Annotated in this window: 15 protein-coding genes; 9 read left to right on the top strand and 6 right to left on the bottom strand. The window is 70.3% G+C overall.

The features are described from left to right. The first annotated feature begins 2 nt into the window (after positions 1–2). Genes ACFWY5_RS17765 through ACFWY5_RS17730 form a run of 8 tightly spaced genes read left to right on the top strand, consistent with a single transcriptional unit; the run spans position 3 to position 6,678 of the window. Entirely contained in the window at positions 3–257 is a 255-nt protein-coding gene (locus ACFWY5_RS17765; RefSeq protein WP_379610898.1) for an acyl carrier protein, read from the top strand. Then, positions 254–1,492, top strand: coding sequence for an MFS transporter (locus ACFWY5_RS17760; protein WP_379610897.1), 1,239 nt, complete (start codon positions 254–256; stop codon positions 1,490–1,492). Before ACFWY5_RS17765 ends, ACFWY5_RS17760 begins: the two co-directional genes overlap by 4 nt. 10 nt (positions 1,493–1,502) lie before the next feature. Continuing rightward, positions 1,503–2,606 carry a Gfo/Idh/MocA family protein gene (locus tag ACFWY5_RS17755; RefSeq protein WP_379610896.1) on the top strand — a complete coding sequence of 368 codons (1,104 nt, stop codon included), beginning with the start codon at positions 1,503–1,505 and terminating at the stop codon, positions 2,604–2,606. 17 nt (positions 2,607–2,623) lie between these two features. Next, positions 2,624–3,490, top strand: a complete 867-nt coding sequence (locus tag ACFWY5_RS17750) for a 3-hydroxyacyl-CoA dehydrogenase family protein (RefSeq protein WP_379610895.1) — start codon at positions 2,624–2,626, stop codon at positions 3,488–3,490. Beyond that, positions 3,487–3,750 (top strand): acyl carrier protein, encoded by a 264-nt coding sequence (locus ACFWY5_RS17745; RefSeq protein ID WP_379610894.1) that lies wholly within the window; start codon positions 3,487–3,489, stop codon positions 3,748–3,750. Before ACFWY5_RS17750 ends, ACFWY5_RS17745 begins: the two co-directional genes overlap by 4 nt. Then, complete coding sequence (locus ACFWY5_RS17740; RefSeq protein ID WP_379610893.1) at positions 3,743–4,852, top strand: acyl-CoA dehydrogenase family protein; 1,110 nt, start codon at positions 3,743–3,745, stop codon at positions 4,850–4,852. Before ACFWY5_RS17745 ends, ACFWY5_RS17740 begins: the two co-directional genes overlap by 8 nt. A gap of 34 nt (positions 4,853–4,886) precedes the next feature. After that, positions 4,887–5,978 carry an HAD-IIIC family phosphatase gene (locus tag ACFWY5_RS17735; RefSeq protein ID WP_379611134.1) on the top strand — a complete coding sequence of 364 codons (1,092 nt, stop codon included), beginning with the start codon at positions 4,887–4,889 and terminating at the stop codon, positions 5,976–5,978. 4 nt (positions 5,979–5,982) lie between these two features. Next, positions 5,983–6,678, top strand: a complete 696-nt coding sequence (locus tag ACFWY5_RS17730; RefSeq protein ID WP_379632995.1) for an O-methyltransferase — start codon at positions 5,983–5,985, stop codon at positions 6,676–6,678. Here the strand turns inward: ACFWY5_RS17730 and ACFWY5_RS17725 are convergent. From ACFWY5_RS17725 to ACFWY5_RS17705, 5 genes are all read right to left on the bottom strand, one after another. Then, on the bottom strand, positions 6,623–9,172 hold the full coding sequence (locus ACFWY5_RS17725) for a DUF262 domain-containing protein (protein WP_379632993.1): 2,550 nt from the start codon (positions 9,170–9,172) through the stop codon (positions 6,623–6,625). The genes ACFWY5_RS17730 and ACFWY5_RS17725 overlap by 56 nt on opposite strands. Positions 9,173–9,606: 434 nt before the next feature. Further along, on the bottom strand, positions 9,607–11,727 hold the full coding sequence (locus tag ACFWY5_RS17720; protein ID WP_379632991.1) for an NACHT domain-containing protein: 2,121 nt from the start codon (positions 11,725–11,727) through the stop codon (positions 9,607–9,609). A gap of 880 nt (positions 11,728–12,607) precedes the next feature. Then, positions 12,608–12,814 (bottom strand): hypothetical protein, encoded by a 207-nt coding sequence (locus ACFWY5_RS17715; RefSeq protein ID WP_379632989.1) that lies wholly within the window; start codon positions 12,812–12,814, stop codon positions 12,608–12,610. Between the two features lie 98 nt (positions 12,815–12,912). Further along, positions 12,913–14,385, bottom strand: coding sequence for an FAD-dependent oxidoreductase (locus tag ACFWY5_RS17710; protein WP_379632987.1), 1,473 nt, complete (start codon positions 14,383–14,385; stop codon positions 12,913–12,915). An 81-nt stretch (positions 14,386–14,466) separates the two neighbouring features. Then, entirely contained in the window at positions 14,467–15,666 is a 1,200-nt protein-coding gene (locus ACFWY5_RS17705) for an MFS transporter (RefSeq protein WP_379632985.1), read from the bottom strand. Between the two features lie 89 nt (positions 15,667–15,755). Here ACFWY5_RS17705 and ACFWY5_RS17700 point away from each other — a divergent pair, with 89 nt between their 5' ends. Then, positions 15,756–16,202: a winged helix-turn-helix transcriptional regulator gene (locus ACFWY5_RS17700; protein ID WP_379610885.1), complete on the top strand. Its 447-nt coding sequence runs from the start codon at positions 15,756–15,758 to the stop codon at positions 16,200–16,202. A 1-nt stretch (position 16,203) separates the two neighbouring features. Here ACFWY5_RS17700 and ACFWY5_RS17695 read toward each other — a convergent pair whose 3' ends face one another. After that, the gene (locus ACFWY5_RS17695) at positions 16,204–17,055 is read right to left on the bottom strand and encodes an NAD(P)-binding domain-containing protein (protein ID WP_379632983.1); all 852 of its coding nucleotides are present in this window, start codon (positions 17,053–17,055) and stop codon (positions 16,204–16,206) included. Positions 17,056–17,119: the final 64 nt, after the last annotated feature.

The raw sequence follows: 17,119 nt of genomic DNA, 5'->3' as shown, positions 1-17,119 counted from the left end.
GCATGCAGATCACCTGGGACGAGCGGTTCGAGGCGGCCATCGCCGAGTGCCTGCCCGACGGGGTCGTCGCCGACGGGCTGGAGCCCGACGTCTCCCTGGTCGACCTGGGCCTCGACTCGATCAGCATGATCAACCTGGCGGCCAGGCTGGAGGACGAGTACCAGCTCGCGCTGCCCGACGACCTGGTCACCTTCACCACCTTCGCCACCCCGGCCGCCCTGTGGGAGACGATCCGCGAGCTCCGGGCCCAACCTTGACCGAGGATCTCGCGACCGGCGCGGGGCCGCGCCTGTGGTCGGCGAACTTCCGCAACTACTTCGCCGCCCGCACCATCTCGCTGCTCGGCGACATCATCCTGCCGATCGGGCTGATCGCCGCCGTGCTGGGCGAGGGCTACGGCGCCAGCGGCGTCGGCTACGCGCTGGCCGCCTCACTCGGGCCCACCATCGTGCTGATGCTGTTCGGCGGCGCGCTGGCCGACCATTTCCGTCCGAAGCCGCTGCTCGTCCTCGCCGATCTGGTACGGCTGGCCGCGCAGGGCTGGCTGGCGGTGAGCCTGCTGACCGGCAGCCCGAGCCTGGCCGAGATCCTCATCACGCAGGCCGTCTTCGGCACCGCCACCGCCCTGTTCCAGCCGTCCATCTCCGGCATCGTCCCGGAGGTCGCGCCGGGCCGGGTGCACGAGGCCAACGCCGCCCTGCGCATCACCGAGTCGTGCGTGACCCTGGGCGGGCCGGCGCTGGCCGGAGTGCTGCTCGTCGTGGCCGGGCCGCCGGTCGTGATGGTGTTCGTCACCGCCACCTGCCTGATCAGCTGCCTGCTGGTCTGGACGCTGCGGCTGTCCGGCGCCGCCGCCGCGGGCCGTCCCCGCGTGCTGAAGGACATCCGCGAGGGCTGGACGGCCTTCGCCTCCCGGCCGTGGTTGTGGTCGGTCATCTGCGTCTTCGTCGTCCTGGGCCTGACCGTGTTCGGCCCCTACCACGTGCTCAGCGCGACCGTCCTGACCGAGGACCGCGGCGCCTCGGCGTACGCGCTGCTGATGTCGGCCCACGGCGCGGGCGCGATCGCCGGCGGCTTCCTGGCACTCAAACGCATGCCGAAACGGCCCCTGCTGACCGGCGCGCTGTGGCTGGCCCTGTTCATCCCGCAGTTCCTGTTCATCGCGCTGAAGGCGCCGGTCGTGCTCGTGGCCGCGGCGATGTTCGCGGCCGGCGTCGGACGCTCCTACTGGGCGGTGATGTGGTCGACCTCGGTGCAGACCCAGGTGCCGCCCAAGGTGCTCAACCGGGTGCTGGCCTACGAGATCACCGGCTCGATGATGCTGGTCCCCGTGGGCCGGGCACTGTCCGGACCGGTCGCCGAGACGGCGGGCAGCGCGCCGGTCCTGCTGGCCAGCGCCGCCGTCCTCACCCTCGGCTGCCTCGCGCTGGTCGCGATCCCCGCGGTACGCGGACTGCGGCCGGTGTCACCCACGCCCGCGGGCACAAGCTGAAGGGAAGAACATGAACGGCAGGATTCGGGCCGGGATCATCGGCGCGAGCGGCAACGGCTGGGCGGTCGGCGCCCACCTGGCGGCACTGAGCAGGCTGCCGGACTTCACGGTCGCCGCCGTCGCCACCACCAGGAAGCACAGCGCGGAGGAGACGGCCAAGGCCTTCGACGTCCCCCTCGCCTTCGGCGAGGCCGCCGAGCTGATCGCCAGCCCCGACGTCGACCTGGTGACGATCTGTGTGAAGGTGCCCAAGCACGACACGCTCATCCGCGCGGCCGTGGCCGCCGGCAAGCACGTCTACTGCGAATGGCCGCTCGCCCTGGACGAGAACCAGGCGCGCGAGCTGGCCGAATTGTCGGCCTCCTCCGGCCGCGTGCACCTGGCCGGGCTGCAGGGAGTGCGCTCGCCGAGCGTCCGCTTCGTCCGCGACCTGGTCGAAAGCGGCCGGATCGGGCAGGTGCTGTCGGCCTCCTTCCAGGTAGTGCTGTCCGGATTCGGCGAGGCCAGCGTCACCGAGGCCCGCCGCCAGATCATCGACCAGGCGAGCGGGGCGACGCTGCTGACCGTCGGCGGCGGCCACGCCCTGGCCGTGCTGCGGGCCGTTCTCGGCCCTTTCGCCACCTTCTCCGCCCAGGTCGACACGCGCCGCCCGCGCGTCACGATCGCCGAGACCGGGCAGCTCGCCGACGCGAGCGCGCCGGACCAGGTCGTCATCGCCGGATCGCTGCACGACGGCGCCACCGCCACCGTGGCCGTCCTGTCCGGGGCGCCGCCCGCCGCCGCCGGGTTCAGCCTGCGGATCGTCGGCTCCGAGGCCACGCTGGCCATCGAACCGGCCGTACCAGGACTGCCCTGCCAGATCGCGCCCTGGGACATCCGCCTGCTCGAAGGCGAGACCAGCCGGCCCTTGGCCGTCCCGGTCGACGTGCACGACCCGGCCTCGGCCCTCGCGCCGGGACCGGCCGCCAGCGTCGCCCACGCCTACCAGGGGCTCGCGCGCGCGGTGCGGACCGGCGAGCCGGCCGAGCCCGGATTCGCCTTCGCCGCCGGCATCCACCGGCTCATGGACCTGGCCGTGCGCGGCTCGGCCGGCGGACAGCGCCAGACACTGTGACCCTTTCAGGAGGTTGGGTGGACACCGAGCAGTCAGCACACCGGCTCACCATCATCGGAGCAGGCACGATGGGCGTCGGGATCGCGACCATGGCGATCGGGCACGGCGTCCCGGTCGTGCTGGTCGAGACCGGCACGCTCGCGCGCGACAGCGCGTACACCAGAGTGCGGCAGCAGACCCGCCACGCGCAGTTGCTGGGCGGGACCCCGCGCGGCGCCGCGCCCGCCGAGCTCACCGTCACCGGCGAGCTCGCCGACGGACGCCACGCCAGCGCCGTGATCGAGGCGGTCACCGAGTCCGCCGCGCTCAAGGCCGACGTCCTGGGCGAGGTGTGCGGCCTGGTCGAGCCCGGCACGCCGCTGATCACCAACACCTCGGGCATCCCGATCGGCGAGCTGGCCGCCACGCTCAAACGGCCCGGCGACCTGCTCGGCACCCACTTCATGAACCCGCCGTACCTGATCAGGATGGTCGAGGTGATCCGCGGCGAGCGCAGCGACCAGGCCGCGATGGCCGCCACCATGGCGCTGCTGTCCGCGCTGGGCCGCCAGCCGGTCGTGGTACGCGACGCGCCCGGCTTCGTCACCAGCCGTCTCCTGCACCCGATGATCAACGACGCGGCGCGCGTCGTCGGCGCGGGCACCGCCACGGTCGAGCAGGTCGACGCGCTGATGCACGGCTGCCTCGGCTACCCGACCGGGCCGCTGCGCACCGCCGACCTCATCGGGCTGGACAACCTGGCCGACTCCCTCACGGCCCTGTACGAGCGGACCGGCGACGAAGGCTGCCGGCCATGCGAGGTCCTGCTGGACAAGGTCCGCCAGGGCCACCTCGGGCGCAAGAGCGGCCGAGGTTTCTACGACTACGGAGAGGCGCTGTCATGACCGTCGAACCCATCACCACCGTCGAGGACGAGCTGCTGGCCCATCTGACCAGCCGCACCAAGTCGTTCGTCACCAAGGACGAGGACCTGTTCGCCTCGGGCCTGGTCTCCTCGATGTTCGCCATGGAGCTGGTCGTCCACCTGGAGAGCACGTACGGCGTGGCCGTCACCGGCACCGACCTGCAACTGGACAACTTCCGCTCGGTCGAGACGATGGCGGCGCTGGTGCACCGGCTGCGCGAGCAGCGGGCCGATGCCTGAGCCCGCCCTGACCCGGGCGCGGGAGCTGGCCGACGAGCTGATCGGCGGCCGCGCCGGCGACTGGGACCTGGCCGGGCGCATCCCGCCCGAGGTGCTGCGCACGCTCGGCGCGCGTGGCCTGCTGTGCGCACAGGTCCCCACCGCGTACGGCGGGCCCGGCCTCGGCAGCCGCGACGGCGGCGAGTTCACCGCCCACGTCGGCAGCCGGTGCAGCTCCCTGCGCAGCGTGATGACCTCCCAAGGCATGGCCGCCTGGACGATCCAGCGACTCGGCGGCCCCGGCCAGCGCGCCGCGCACCTGCCCCGGCTCGTGGGCGGCGACCTGGCCGCGGTCGGCTTCAGCGAGGACGAGGCCGGCAGCGACCTGGCCGCCATGACCAGCGAGATCCGCCGCGACGGCGACACGGTCGTGCTCACCGGCCACAAGAAGTGGGTCACCGCCGCCGCCTACGCCGACCTGCTGGTCATCGTCGCCAAGGACGGCGACGGGGCCGCCGCCGTCCTGGTGCCCGCCACGGCGCCGGGCGTGACGGTCGAGCCGGTGGCCGCGCCGCTCGGCTGCCGGGCCGCCGGCCACTCCGACGTGCGCTTCCACGAGGTGCGCCTGGCGGCCGACGCGGTGCTCGGCGGCGGCGGCCAGCCGCTGCCGCTGCTGGTCACCACCGCGCTGGCCTACGGCCGCATGTCGGTCGCCTGGGGCTGCGTCGGCATCCTGCGCGCCTGCCTGGCCGCCACCACCGCGCACGCCGGCTCCCGCCGCCAGTTCGGCAAGCCGCTGGCCGAGCACCAGCTCATCGGCCGGCACCTGGCCGAGCTGTACGTGGCCGAGCGGAGCGCGACCCGTGCCTGCGAGCACGCCAGCGACTGCTGGGACGCCTCCTCCCCCGACGTCGTGGTGGCCACCGTGCTGGCCAAGCACGTCAGCGCCAGCGGTGCCGCCCGTGGCGCGGCCTCGGCCGTACAGGTGATGGCTTCGGCGGGCGCGCGCGACGACCACGTGGTGGCCCGCGCCTACCGCGACACCAAGCTCATGGAGATCATCGAGGGCAGCAGCGAGATCTGCCAGCTGATCCTGGCCCGGCATGCGCTCACCGGGTCGTGACGACACTCGCGACAACACTCGCGACAGGAGGAAGATCATTTCCGCGACCATCAAGTGCCTCGTGTGGGATCTGGACAACACGCTGTGGCAGGGGACGCTGCTGGAGGACGGCGACGTCCGCGTCAGCGAGCAGGTCCGCGAGGTCATCGCCGCGCTGGACGCCCGGGGCATCCTGCAGTCCATCTCCAGCAAGAACGACCACGACCTGGCCTGGGCCCGCCTGGAGCGGCTGGGCCTGAGCGAGTATTTCGTCCTGCCGCGCATCGGCTGGGGGCCGAAGTCGGCGGCCGTGCGCGAACTGGCCGAGCGGCTCCGGTTCGCCCACTCCACGCTCGCGTTCATCGACGACCAGCCGGCCGAACGCGCCGAGGTCGCCTTCCACCTGCCCGAGGTACGCCTGTACGAGCCCGGCCAGCTCCCGGGGCTGACGGCGCTGCCGGAGTTCAGCCCGGCGACCGTCACCGCCGACTCCCGCCAGCGCCGGCGCATGTACCAGGCCGGATTCCTGCGCGAGGCGGAGAAGGAGGCGTTCGCCGGGCCCGACGAGGAGTTCCTGCGCTCGCTGCGGCTGGAGATGCGCATCGCGCGTGCCGGCCACGACGACATCGCCCGCGTGGAAGAGCTCACCCTGCGTACCAGCCAGATGAACGCCACCGGCGTCCACTACGGCGCCGCGGCGCTGCGCGAGCTGACCGGCGACCCCGGCCACGAGGTCCTGGTGGTCAGCATGAGCGACCGCTTCGGCCCGCACGGCGCGGTCGGCGTCGTACTGCTGCGCGTGCACCCGGCCATGTGGCACGTCAAGCTGCTGGCCACCTCCTGCCGCGTGGTCTCCTTCGGCGCCGGCGCGGCCATCCTGAACTGGCTCGGCGACCAGGCCGCGACCGCCGGCGTCCACCTGGCCGCCGACTTCCGGCCCACCGACCGCAACCGGATGATGGAGATCGCCTACCGCTTCGCCGGCTACACCCTGGAGCCGTGCGCCTGCCTGGACGGGCACGCCGTCGAAGGCACCCAGTTGCTGCACCAGGTGCCCGCGCCGCGTCCGGCCCCCGCGGCCATCGACCTGACCGCCCCCGACCTGACCGCCCGTGACCTGGCCCGCGCGGCCCCTCAAGGAGGCTGAACCCATGGCCGGCCAGCTCGAATGGACCCCCGAACTGCGCTCCTACGTGCGCGAGGTCTCCCTGCGCGACGATCCCGTCCTGACCGGCCTGCGCGAGCAGACCGAGCGCCTGCCCGGCGGCCGGCTCATGCAGGTTTCGCCCGAGGAGGGCCAGTTCCTGGCCACGCTGGTGAGCCTCACCGGCGCACGCACCGTGATCGAGGTCGGCACCTACACCGGCTACAGCGCGCTGTGCATGGCCCGCGCCCTGCCGCCGGACGGCCGCCTGATCACCTGCGACATCACCGAGCGGTGGTCGCCGGTGGCACGCGAGTTCTGGCAGCGCGCCGGCGTCGCCGACCGGATCGAGCAGCGCATCGGCGACGCCGCCACCACACTCTCCGACCTCCTCGACACGTACGGCCCGGCCGGCGCCGACCTGATCTTCATCGACGCCGACAAGGCCGGCTACCTCACCTACTACGAACTGGCCCTCAGCCTGGTGCGGCCCAACGGCCTGATCATCATCGACAACACACTGCTGTTCGGCAAGGTCGTCGACGAGGACGCCCAGGACTCCGACACGCGGGCGATCCGGGAGCTGAACCTGCTGCTGCACGCCGACGAACGCGTGGAGATCGCCCTGCTGCCGATGGCCGACGGCGTCACCCTGGCCCGAAAACGCCCAACCGGCCTTCAGATTCGGTCACCGTGGCCATGAACCAGTCGAGCACCGCCACGACCACGTCGAACACAGCCAGGCTCGCCAGCTGGGTGTTCTTGACAGGGGGATACAGCTCCAGCTTGGCGACCGGGATGTCCACGCCGGGCGCGTCGTTGAGGCGCTGCCGAAGCTCCTCTCGCAGCCCCGGGTCGTTGAACGGCTCGCGGTTGCGTAGCAGCCCGAAGGGGATCTCGGCGGTCTTCGCGTAGAACCGGATGACGTACATGGTCTGCCCGCCGACCTTGATGATCGGCGCGCAGGAGGCGGCGGCGGACGTGCCGTACTGAAGCTCGCCGCCCCGCGACCGCCAGTGCTCCAGCAGACGCTGGACGGCGCCGGCCGCCTGCGGGCCGCTCTGCTCGTTGAGCTGCCGGAGGAAGCGCTGCTCCAGCGTCGTCAACGCCTGCGGCGAGAGGCTCTCCTCGCCCGCGCTCTCGGTCTCGGCCAGATCCGCGGCGATGGGCAGTCCGAGCAGCTCGGCGATCTCGCGGACGCTGATGTGCTGGTCCGCGGCCGCCCGTCCGGCCTCGTCGAAGGTGAGTCCTTCCGCGCGCAGGACGTCGTGCACGTCTCGATCGTCGTCGGGATCGACCCAGCGGAAACCGTCGGACACCTGTCCTGACCTGGTGAGGACCCGGTGCGCGTTGAGGACCGGGACGCTTGCCAGGTGTACGCCGACGGGAACGGGATGCGAGCCGATCAGCTCGGCGAGGTCGGAGTAGGAGGTCCAGGTGGCGGCCGGCAGCGCCGCCAGGGCGCTGTGCAGCTGCGTCCAGTCGCGTGAGGCCGCGCTGCCCCGCCCGGACTCCTCCGGACCGGGCCAGATGGCGATCGTCCGGTCGGCGAGCCGGTCGGCGCGAGCGAGAATCTCGGCCTTCCCCCAGCGCTCGCCGGCGGCGATCTCCTGGTTCATGACCAGCCCGCTCTGGCTCAGCTGCCGGCGTTTGGCGGCGAAGGAGTTGTTGCCGAGCTCGGAGTTGTAGCCGCTGAGCGTGAGATTGCCCAGGGTGTGAACGAGCCGGCGGTGCAGGAGATCGGCGTCCTCTCCCCCGCCGGACAGTTCGCTCAGCCAGTCGGCGGTCATGGACTGCGGCAGGACATGCTCAATGGTGATGCGCTTGTCGGCGAGGTCCACCCGCTCCTTGCTGCCCAGCGACTCCTCGATGCGCCGCAGGACCAGCTTCTGCTGCACCGTGCGGCCCTGCCAGTAGAAGGCACGGCTGCGGATCTCTTCCCGTAGCTGGTCGTCCGAAGGCCAGTACAGCCTGGCCGGCGACAGTGCGGCTCGTACCGCCTGCGGCACCTCTTCCTCGGCCGACAGTTGTACGGCGAGCCGCTGGAAGATGCGGTTGAGGTTTCCGGTAGTGACACCGGCGATCAGCCGGCGGACGAGGAAGCTCTCGACATAGGCCAGCGCCTGCCCCACTTCCTCGTCGCCGATGAAGTCGTCCTCGCGCAACTCCATCAGGCGCATCACCAGCGGGTAGGCGGTCGAAGCCTGCCACTCCTTGAGGAAGCGCACCTTCCCGGCGAACGGCAGATCATCGCCGGGAAAGAGAATCTGCCGGAGATGCCGGGCACGGCGGTGCAGATCCCGGACGTACTCCTCGACCCGGCTCTCATCCGCGGACAGTGCGAGCAGCAATTGCTGGTGCCCACGGTAAACGGCGCTGTACTGGGCGTCGCCACCCTCCTTCAGAACCAGCACCAGGTACATCAGTTGTTCCATGGCCTTGGCATCCAGCAGGTCCTGGATCGGCTTCCAGTACGCGTCGTAGACGTGCTGGCCCCGCGTGGGCAGGCACATGAAGACATAGTTGCGGATCAGGTCCACCTGGCTGAGCCGCATGCCCGTGTTGTTGATCGACTCGAAGATCCGGAACGCGTTGTCGTCCTTCTCCACCAGGATCTGCACGAGGTTCAGCCGATCCAGCAGCACCGACTCCACTCGCGCGACGTCATGCGGGTCGGCCGGATCGTCGAACTCCTTCAGCACGCTGCGGAAGAACTGATAGGCGTTGCCGATCAGACTCTCGGACCTGCCTTCCGCCGCGCCGTCCACACACGCCTTGAACGCCGCCCGGTCCGCCTGGGTGGGCAGGAGCCGATAGCGCATCTCCCCCTGCTGGAACTTGTTGATCAGGTGGAGCTCGTTGATCCGCTCACGAGCAGTGGGCTCCTCCGCAACGAGGTGATCCCTGATCGCGCAGAGCGCCAGCATCAGGGTGGTCAGCCGCTGCTGGCCGTCCACGATGATCCATTGGGACCGGTTCGGCGCCAGCTCCGGCCCTGGCGCGAGGACCACCGACCCCATGAAGTGGCTGGGGGCATCCTGCCGCCGCTCGGCCAGCACATCGACCTGGGCGGTGATGTCGGCCCACAGCTGGGTGAGCTGCGGGCGTTCCCAGGTGTACTGGCGCTGGTAGAGAGGGACCACTAATTGCTGGTCACCCTGAATGAGCTTGCGAAGAGTGGTTTCGGTCGCCTTCATGCCGTCCCGTTCATTGCCGGAGCATCCTGTACACCGCAAAGACACAATAAGTTACGCTGTCATACCTGGTCAGTCGCAACCGTGGCGTCTCCCTTGACTCCGCCACAACCAGTCGCCACGAGATGCACACATTACGCATAACGCCACTACGGAAATCCCCGGCCACAGCGATACAAAACGGAACTCACAGCCACAGAACGCCACCAATCGAGGCGACTTTAACCCGTAGACTCCAGGTTCGAGCCCCAGGCAAACCAGAACCGTCGCGGCGGTACTTTGAAGCGGTAGAGGGCAGACAGCGCGCAGCCGAGAGGCCGGCGACGAAGCGATCAACGAGTACCACCAAGCCGCCTGGATACTCCGATGAGTACCCGTTCAGCGTGTTCCCGAGTTCTAAATCGATACACGACCTCGGCGGCCATCTCGGTGACCGACTATTGGCCTGCTTGGCCGCCCGACGTGGCAGGTACTCCGGCGAGATGATCATGCAGAGCTGCGTGCCGGAACTGATAGACCGGTCCGACCGCTCGCAATAGTCCCAACCGATGGGCGTCATCAAGGAAGTCCATGATCCGAAGGGGAAGTCGCCGCGTCACCACCAGCCGTGCGACCGCGAGCGTGCATGCCAGCCACGCGTGATGGTTCCCGCCCCCCAGTCCACCGCCAAGCCGACCCCAAAACCCTCCCCCGAGGCCCACTCCGAGTCCGCCCGCAAGTCCGATGACCAACCCGATGGCGAGTCCGCCCGTGATCGCGTTCCCGAGCCCAGTAGTCATGTGCACGCCCCCGAGACCGACGGTGAGCGTTGCCGCAGCCCCGGCCAGGAGCGCACGAAAGAGGGTGTGAAATCCAGTAGCCATTCCCCATGGAGAGCGGGGCGTTCTGTTCGGTGGGCGGGTGGATTGTTCCGCCCACTCGACTAGCCCGAATACAAGCCCCACCATCAAGGTGATCTCCAGACCGAATACGGCACCCTTTTCGAGTCCGAGCGCAAGCGTGGTAGTGACTCCGAACGTGAGTCCGAACGCGAGATTGCTCCTCATGGACTGGAACAACAGGGTTGTTCGTCCGCAGGGTCGTAAGGGGGCATGTCCGGGTGCTTCGTCAACCCAAGATCCGCACGCTGTGAGCCCGCCTATGAAGCCACCGACGAGCCCCGCTGCCAGTGCTGTCATGAGGCCGAACGCGAGCCTGCCCCCGAGCCCGAACACGATCCCGGTGATCAGACCGGCTGTGATCCCAGCGGCGACGCGCAGGTGAGGGACGGTGTAAGGGATATGCCACCAGGTGATATCCCGAGTGGTATCGGGGTGGAAGTGGTTGGCCAGATAGGTGAGGTAGCGGCGCGTGGCTACGGCGTTGAGTTGTCGGCGGGGCCGGAAGTGATCGGCGGAACTCGAACTGGCTGGACGTGCTTCGATGAGGGCAGGGATGAGGAGATCAAGTAGGTGGGTGTGAAGTAAGGCGGGATCGCCGTTCAGAGGCCCGATGAGAGGTGTGGGGTCGGAATTGGTGTCGATGTAGACGACACGGATCAGCCATAGGCCCAATGGAGTAGAGGCAACTTGAGCCAAGCTGGGGGCAACGCCATCGGTAAGTGCCGCAAGGACGCCTCGCCATGCCTCAGGCGGTTCACCGGGCAGACAGGCTGTCAGGTAGTTCGCGGCGTCGACGGCGGTGAGACGCTCGGGACTGATGACGGCGGCACCGTTGATCGCTCGGCCGAGTTGCGCGATGGCTGTGAGGAATTCGCCCTTGCGGCAGGTGAGGACGACTTGGTCGGAAGCGTCCATGGACGCGTTCAGCGCCTTGATGACCTTGACGCGGTCCTGCTCGGAAAGCTCGTCCAGGCCGTCCAGAATCGGCAGGATGTGATGGCCGCGCGCCAACGCGGCAGCGGCTCCAGGTCCGAACTCCGGCCTGGTGAGCAGCGGATAGTCCTGCGCCAGACGAGCGCCAAGCCAGTCGTGCAGGCGAGGATGGGCGCGGCAATCCCATCCGCTGACGGGGAGCAGCACCGGGACGGGAATGATCTCGCCGACGGGCGCCATCGGCTGTTCGGCCTTCCGGGATGCGAGTAATTCCAGGAGGAGTTGCACGGCCAGAGTCGTCTTCCCCATGCCCCCGTCCCCGGTGATGATCAGCCGACGGCGCTTGAGGGCGCGAAACTGGCGGGTCAGATCGGCGATGTCATCGGCACGTGCGGAAAAGGGCGGATCTCCGGCCGTGATCAGGTGAGGTTGACTCATCACCGCGGCGTTGCCGGTCAGCCGCCAGGCGATGGGCATGGGTTCCGGATCGTCCAAGACCCGAAGCCGGGATTCCGTCTTCCACTGCTGTTCCACCTGCTCGGCCAGAGTCTGCCGGGCCATCTCGAGATTGGTTGTCCGAAGGGAGGGTGCAGGGAAAGAACGTTTGAGCCAGGAAAGCACTCCTGCGGCCGCTACCGCCGCGGCCACAGCCAAGGCGGCCAGATCAGCCCGGCTGACCTCGGCCTTGCGGTCAAGCTCCTGCGCGGCGAAGGCGATGAGTACCCCCAGCAACGTAAGGGTCACGACCGCGACCAGTGTCCGCCAGCCTGCCCCCGGGGGAATCACGTCATCATCGTTCCCACTCGCTCACCCGGCACGCCAAGAACGCCCAAACCGGTCTTTCTGCATGGACATAGCGAACTGCCGACGGCAACCCGCGTTGCTGCCACGTCGGCTGCACTGTGCTCAGGGCAAGCAGGATGCCGGTCGTGGCCGGGGCCTGCGATGCACAATCCGGCGGTCGGTGGCCGGTAGATCCCGAACAGCGGCGCAGCGCATGGTCAAGCGGGCGCGACTGCAGACCGCCACCAGCAATCTGAGATCCCATGTCGCCGCTTGGTCGCGCATCCGCCACACCGTTCATGCCGGCGTCACGGCGATTCGGCACTTACGCCGGCACAGGAGCTCTTCGGCAGATCGAGACCGGCCCGGGATGAGTGGCGCCAGCATGCGGCGGATCTGGGGCATGGTCAGAGGAACGTGCCCATCGGAACACGTCGCAAGCGATCGCCGACAGGTCCGCACCGCTGCTGCCTCCTGGGCGATCACGTGGTCGTGACCCTTCCTGTGAGTGCCGCACGGCCGGGGGAAGCCCGTGTCCGCGTGGCGCTGTTGGCCGTGGGCGGCGACGGGTGCCGGGAGGTTCGTTTCGGTTCCGAGCAGCGCTCGGGGCTCCTGGAAGGGCTCGGCGTTGCCCGCGAGCCCGTGGCAGAGGGAGAAGTTCGCGCTGCCGCTCTCGACCAGCGGGCCCGTCGCCCGCTCGGTGGTGTCGAGCGCGGTGATCGCGTCCTGCCAACCACCTCGGCTCGCCCAGGTGGGCGTACGCGTGCAGGCGCGACAGCGCGATGCTCGGGAGCGCCAGGACCATCCGGTACGCGTCTTCGCCGCCGAGCCCAGCAACCGGTCAGCGGCGCCGACCGCCGCCCACAGCCGTCAGGAAGCGCCCGTTGATCGTCTGGATGGCGTGGAAGCCGTTCCCGACGGGTACCAGTGCGAACTTCTCCCAGGCCAGGCGCTGCGTCGCGTCGGTGTGGATGACGTCGGTGACGCGCCCGCCGCCGCCGACGGTGGTGATGCCCGCGGCCCGCCGTAGCATGCGTTTGATCTTCATGGGTTGTCCCCTTCGGGTGCTCGGCCCCGCCGGTTGCGGGGCCACCATCCGATGGGCGTTCCAGCCCGGTTCCACGGCTGTTCCGCCGGGCGTCTCTGTCACCGGCCGATGGCTTGGGGGTGGCGGAAGTGGCCGGTTGGGTCGTAGCGACGTTTGATCTCGGCCAGGCGGGTGTAGTTGGCGCCCCAGTAGGCGTGTTGCCAGCCGGGCAGGTCGGGGTCGGGGAAGTTGACGTACGCGGCGTCGGTGCGCAGGTGGCGGCGCAAGGTCTCGTGAAGGGCGCGGATCTGGCCGAGCAGGAGGCGTACCTGGTGGGCGGGGGTGCCGGGTCGCCAGTGGGTGCCGATGTCGATGACGAAGGTGCCCGCGCGGTGCGGGTAGGCGCTCTCGTCGGGGCGGGGCGCGGCGCTGGTGGCGCCCATGGCGAACAGGGTGAGGTAGCCGGTGGCATGGGCGGGGCCTGGCTTCCACGTGCGGGCCCATTCGGTGATGTGCTCGACGGTTTCGGGGCTCAGCCACCGGTCGGGGACCAGGGACTTGCTGGCGTAGCAGTCCTTGGGGCCGGGGCGTTCCATGAGGTAGTCCTGTCCGGCCCAGAAGCCGAGCTCCTCGATGTGGGTCGTGGCCGGGCGCAGGCGCAGCAGCGGGGTGAGCAGGCGGCGCAGGACCTCCTGGTCGCCGAGGCGCTGGCCGAGCACCGCCACCGTGCCGGTGTGCCTGAAGCCGATGCGTACGTCGAACTCGCCCGACTGGTCGGCGTGCAGGATGTGCTGGAGCTCGTCGACCACGCGCGGCCCGGCGGACAGGGGGAAGGTCAGGTCGAAGACCGTGACGCGCTGACGGTCCACCGGTACGGCGTCGAAGACGAAGGCGGTGTTGATGCCGAAGTTGCCGCCCCCGCCGCCGCGGCAGGCCCACAGCAGGTCGGCGTTCTCGTCCTCGGCGGCCCGCACGACGCTTCCGTCGGCCAGCACCAGGCGGGTCTCGACGAGCCGGTCGCAGGTCAGCCCCCATTTGCGGTCGTTGAAGCCGAGCCCGCCGCCCAGCGTGAGGCCGGCCACGCCGACTCCGGGGCAGCGGCCGCCCGGGAAGTACAGGCCGGCGTCGCGGGCGGCGTAGACGTCGGAGTTGGTGGCGCCGCCGCCCAGGTGCAGCCGCCGCCCGCGCGGGTCCACCCGGTTGAGCGCCCGCACGCTGACGACCAGGCCGGTGGTGGCCGAGTGCCCGGCGTAGTTGTGGCCGCCCGAGCGAGCCGCGAACGGCACCCGGTGCTCGGCGCACCAGCGCAGCGCGGCCTTCACGTCGGCTTCGGTGGCGCAGGCCAGCACCCCGGCCGGCCGTACCGCGGCATAGCGCAGGTTGTCCACCGCGGCCCGGGACGGGTACTCCGGCGCGCCCGGCCGGTACAGGCGGGCGGCGGGGCTCAGCCGCCGCCGAAGCTGGCGCCACGCGGCCGGCTCCGGTTCCGGCCTCGCCGGTAGTGCCGAGGCCCGGGCGGGAGATCCCGGCACCAGCGCGGCGCCCGCCACGGCTGCCCCGGCTCGCAGAAGTACTCGTCGGCTGACCGTCATGCTGCCCCCCTGTGATCCGCAAGGGCCAGAGTAGGCAGCCGCCACCCTCGCGATCGTGGTGACACTCCGTGAGCAGCCGGTTCAACGGTGTCGCGACTCGAAGGTCTCGGATCGGAGGGTCGCGCCGCCGAGGGGTCGTCGCCTGTCGAAGGCCCAGACGGCCAGCGCGCAGGCCGCGAATCCGGCGCCGAGGAGGCTGGAGCCCACCCAGCCGTGGGCGGTGAAGACGGCGGTGGTCGTGGCCGCGCCGAGGGCGGAGCCCAGCGAGTAGAAGACCATGTAGCCGCCGATGACGCCGCTGGTGCGGTCCGGATGCGCGGCGGTGAGCAGTTGCTGGTTGCTCACGTGTACGGCCTGGACCGCGAAGTCGAGAACCACGATGCCGGCGATGAGGAGCCCCAGTGACCACGGCAGTTGCGCGATCGCCACCCACGAGACGATGAGCAGGGTGAGCGCGAGGCCGGTGACCGGACCCGCCCGTCCCGCGTCCGCCCACCGTCCCGCGCGTGCCGCGCCGAGCGCGCCGGCGAGTCCGGCGACGCCGAGCAGCCCGATCTGGCTCTCGCTCAGCCGCCACGGCGTGTCCGCCAGCGGCAGGGACAACCCGCTCCACAGGGTTCCGAACGACGCGAACAGGAAGAACGTGATGAGCCCGCGCGTCAGGAAGACGCGCTGCCGGAACAGTCCGCCCAGCGAGAGGACCGCCCGCCGGTAGCCCGCGGGCGGGCTGGGGCGCTCCTCCGGTGGCAGGGCGGCGAGGACGAGGGCCGCGAGCCCGAGTGCCAGCAGCGCGAGCACGGCGTAGACGCTCCGCCAGCCCCACACCTCGGCGAGCGCGCCGGTGACGACCCGCGCGCCCAGGATGCCGACCACGACGCCCGAGGTCACGACACCGATGTTCCGTCCGCGTTCGGCGGGCGGCGAGACCGACGCGGCGTACGCCACCGTGGTCTGCACCACGACCGCGAACACCCCGGCCGCCGCGAGCCCCGCGAACGCCACCCACGCGGCCGGCGCCGAGGCCGTCAGAATCAGGCCCACCGCGGTGAGCGCCAGGTGCGCGGCGATGAGCCGGCGCCGATCGGCCACGTCGCCCAGCGGCACCAGCAGGACCAGCCCCGCCAGATAGCCGATCTGGCCGGTCGCCACGATCCACCCGGTGAGCTCCGCCGGTACGCCGAGATCGTGTCCCATCGGCTCCAGAACCGGCTGCGCCGCGTAGATGCTCGCCACAGCGACACCGCACACCACCGCCAGCAGCAACCGCCGCCGCATGTCCATCGCACTCCCACCTTCGATTAGTAGCAAATTGCCACCAATTTTGACCGTACGGCATAATGGTTTCAATTCGCAACTCATTCGGAGGTGTCATGTCGCGCAGCACCGACCTCGGCTGGACCGACCCCACCTGCCCCGTCGCCCGCACGCTCGACCTCGTCGGCGACAGGTGGAGCCTTCTCGTCATCCGTGACGCGATGGACGGCGCGCGGTCGTTCACCGAGTTCCAGCGGCGTACCGGCATCGCCCGCAACATCCTCACCGACCGCCTCGGCAAGCTCACCGCTCACGGGCTCCTCGCCCAGCGCACCGCGCCGTCGGGCCGCCGCCAGGAGTACGTGCTCACCGACGCCGGCCGCGACCTCTTCCCCGTCATCCTCACCCTGCGGCAGTGGGGAGAACGCCACGCCTTCGCGCCGGGCGAAGCCCACTCCACCCTGGTCGACCAGCACGGCGTCCGGGTGCCTGAAGTGGCGCCGGCCGGCGCCGACGGCGCCCTCCTCGATTCCGGCACCACCCACGTGCGGAAGATCCGTTAGCTCATCCCATCTCTTTCCTGAGGTAGTCGATCAGCCGCGTCGGGCTCTCGCTGCCGTACCCGTCGGCGACGGCCTGCTCCAACCGTGTTTGCTGGGCGAAGAGCCAGTCGGCGGGCAGGCCCGCGTCCTGGCTCGCCCGGATGACGTGGCCGATCGCGAGCGCGTTGGTGTTGATGTTGGACACGTCCGTGGCGTGCTCGCCGGCGTCGATGGCGTGCGCGTTCTCGGGGCCGGCCATCGGCCCGATCACGTGGGTGAGCCAGGCGTTCGCGTAGGGCTGGAACTCCGTCGCGCTGACGCCGGCCGTTCCCACCAGCGCCTGCGCGTGCTCCAGACCCTGGCCGGCCGCGTACAGCATGGCCAGCAGCGCGAGGTCGTACAGGAGCGGGACGCCCGGATCCTCGGACAGATGGACGGTGGTGCCGCCGAAGACCCGCAGCATGGGCTCGCCGGCCGCGAAGAGATCCTTCGGCCCGCCGTACAGGAGCTGCGCCTGGGGCGTGCCGATCATCTGCGGAGAGGCCATGATCGCCCCGTCGAGGTAGGCGGCGCCCCGCTCGGCCGCCCACGCGGCCGCCCGCCTGGCCTCGCCCGGGGTGCCGGACGTCAGGTTGATCACGGTACGGCCGCGCAGGTCGGCGGTCGAAAGCACCTCGTCCATGACGTCGTAGGTCGACAGGCAGACGACCATCGTCGGGCTCGACTCCGCCACCGTGTCCAGCCGGGTCACGCCGTCGGGGACCGCGGTCGCCGACCTGTTCCAGGCGGTCGTCGGATATCCGTTCCCCGCCAGCGCGGCGGCCAGGGCCTTTCCCATGAGACCCAGGCCGATGACAGTTACAGGAGTGTTCATGGCTTGAGCGTGCCGGGCGGGGGTTCCGGTTCGATGCCGGTCGGATGCCGCCTACCGTGGTCTC

This window comes from Nonomuraea sp. NPDC059007, from assembly GCF_042740555.1.
In the GTDB taxonomy this organism is placed as follows: Bacteria; Actinomycetota; Actinomycetes; order Streptosporangiales; family Streptosporangiaceae; genus Nonomuraea.
This window is presented reverse-complemented; position numbering and strand designations above follow the sequence as displayed.

Excerpts from the sequence above, each read along its gene's own strand:
- ACFWY5_RS17765 (WP_379610898.1), top strand. The coding sequence starts at position 3 with ATGCAGATCACCTGGGACGAGCGGTTCGAGGCGGCCATCGCCGAGTGC.
- ACFWY5_RS17755 (WP_379610896.1), top strand. The coding sequence starts at position 1,503 with ATGAACGGCAGGATTCGGGCCGGGATCATCGGCGCGAGCGGCAACGGC.
- ACFWY5_RS17745 (WP_379610894.1), top strand. The coding sequence starts at position 3,487 with ATGACCGTCGAACCCATCACCACCGTCGAGGACGAGCTGCTGGCCCAT.
- ACFWY5_RS17740 (WP_379610893.1), top strand. The coding sequence starts at position 3,743 with ATGCCTGAGCCCGCCCTGACCCGGGCGCGGGAGCTGGCCGACGAGCTG.
- ACFWY5_RS17730 (WP_379632995.1), top strand. The coding sequence starts at position 5,983 with ATGGCCGGCCAGCTCGAATGGACCCCCGAACTGCGCTCCTACGTGCGC.
- ACFWY5_RS17725 (WP_379632993.1), bottom strand. The coding sequence starts at position 9,172 with ATGAAGGCGACCGAAACCACTCTTCGCAAGCTCATTCAGGGTGACCAG.
- ACFWY5_RS17715 (WP_379632989.1), bottom strand. The coding sequence starts at position 12,814 with ATGAAGATCAAACGCATGCTACGGCGGGCCGCGGGCATCACCACCGTC.
- ACFWY5_RS17710 (WP_379632987.1), bottom strand. The coding sequence starts at position 14,385 with ATGACGGTCAGCCGACGAGTACTTCTGCGAGCCGGGGCAGCCGTGGCG.
- ACFWY5_RS17705 (WP_379632985.1), bottom strand. The coding sequence starts at position 15,666 with ATGGACATGCGGCGGCGGTTGCTGCTGGCGGTGGTGTGCGGTGTCGCT.
- ACFWY5_RS17700 (WP_379610885.1), top strand. The coding sequence starts at position 15,756 with ATGTCGCGCAGCACCGACCTCGGCTGGACCGACCCCACCTGCCCCGTC.
- ACFWY5_RS17695 (WP_379632983.1), bottom strand. The coding sequence starts at position 17,055 with ATGAACACTCCTGTAACTGTCATCGGCCTGGGTCTCATGGGAAAGGCC.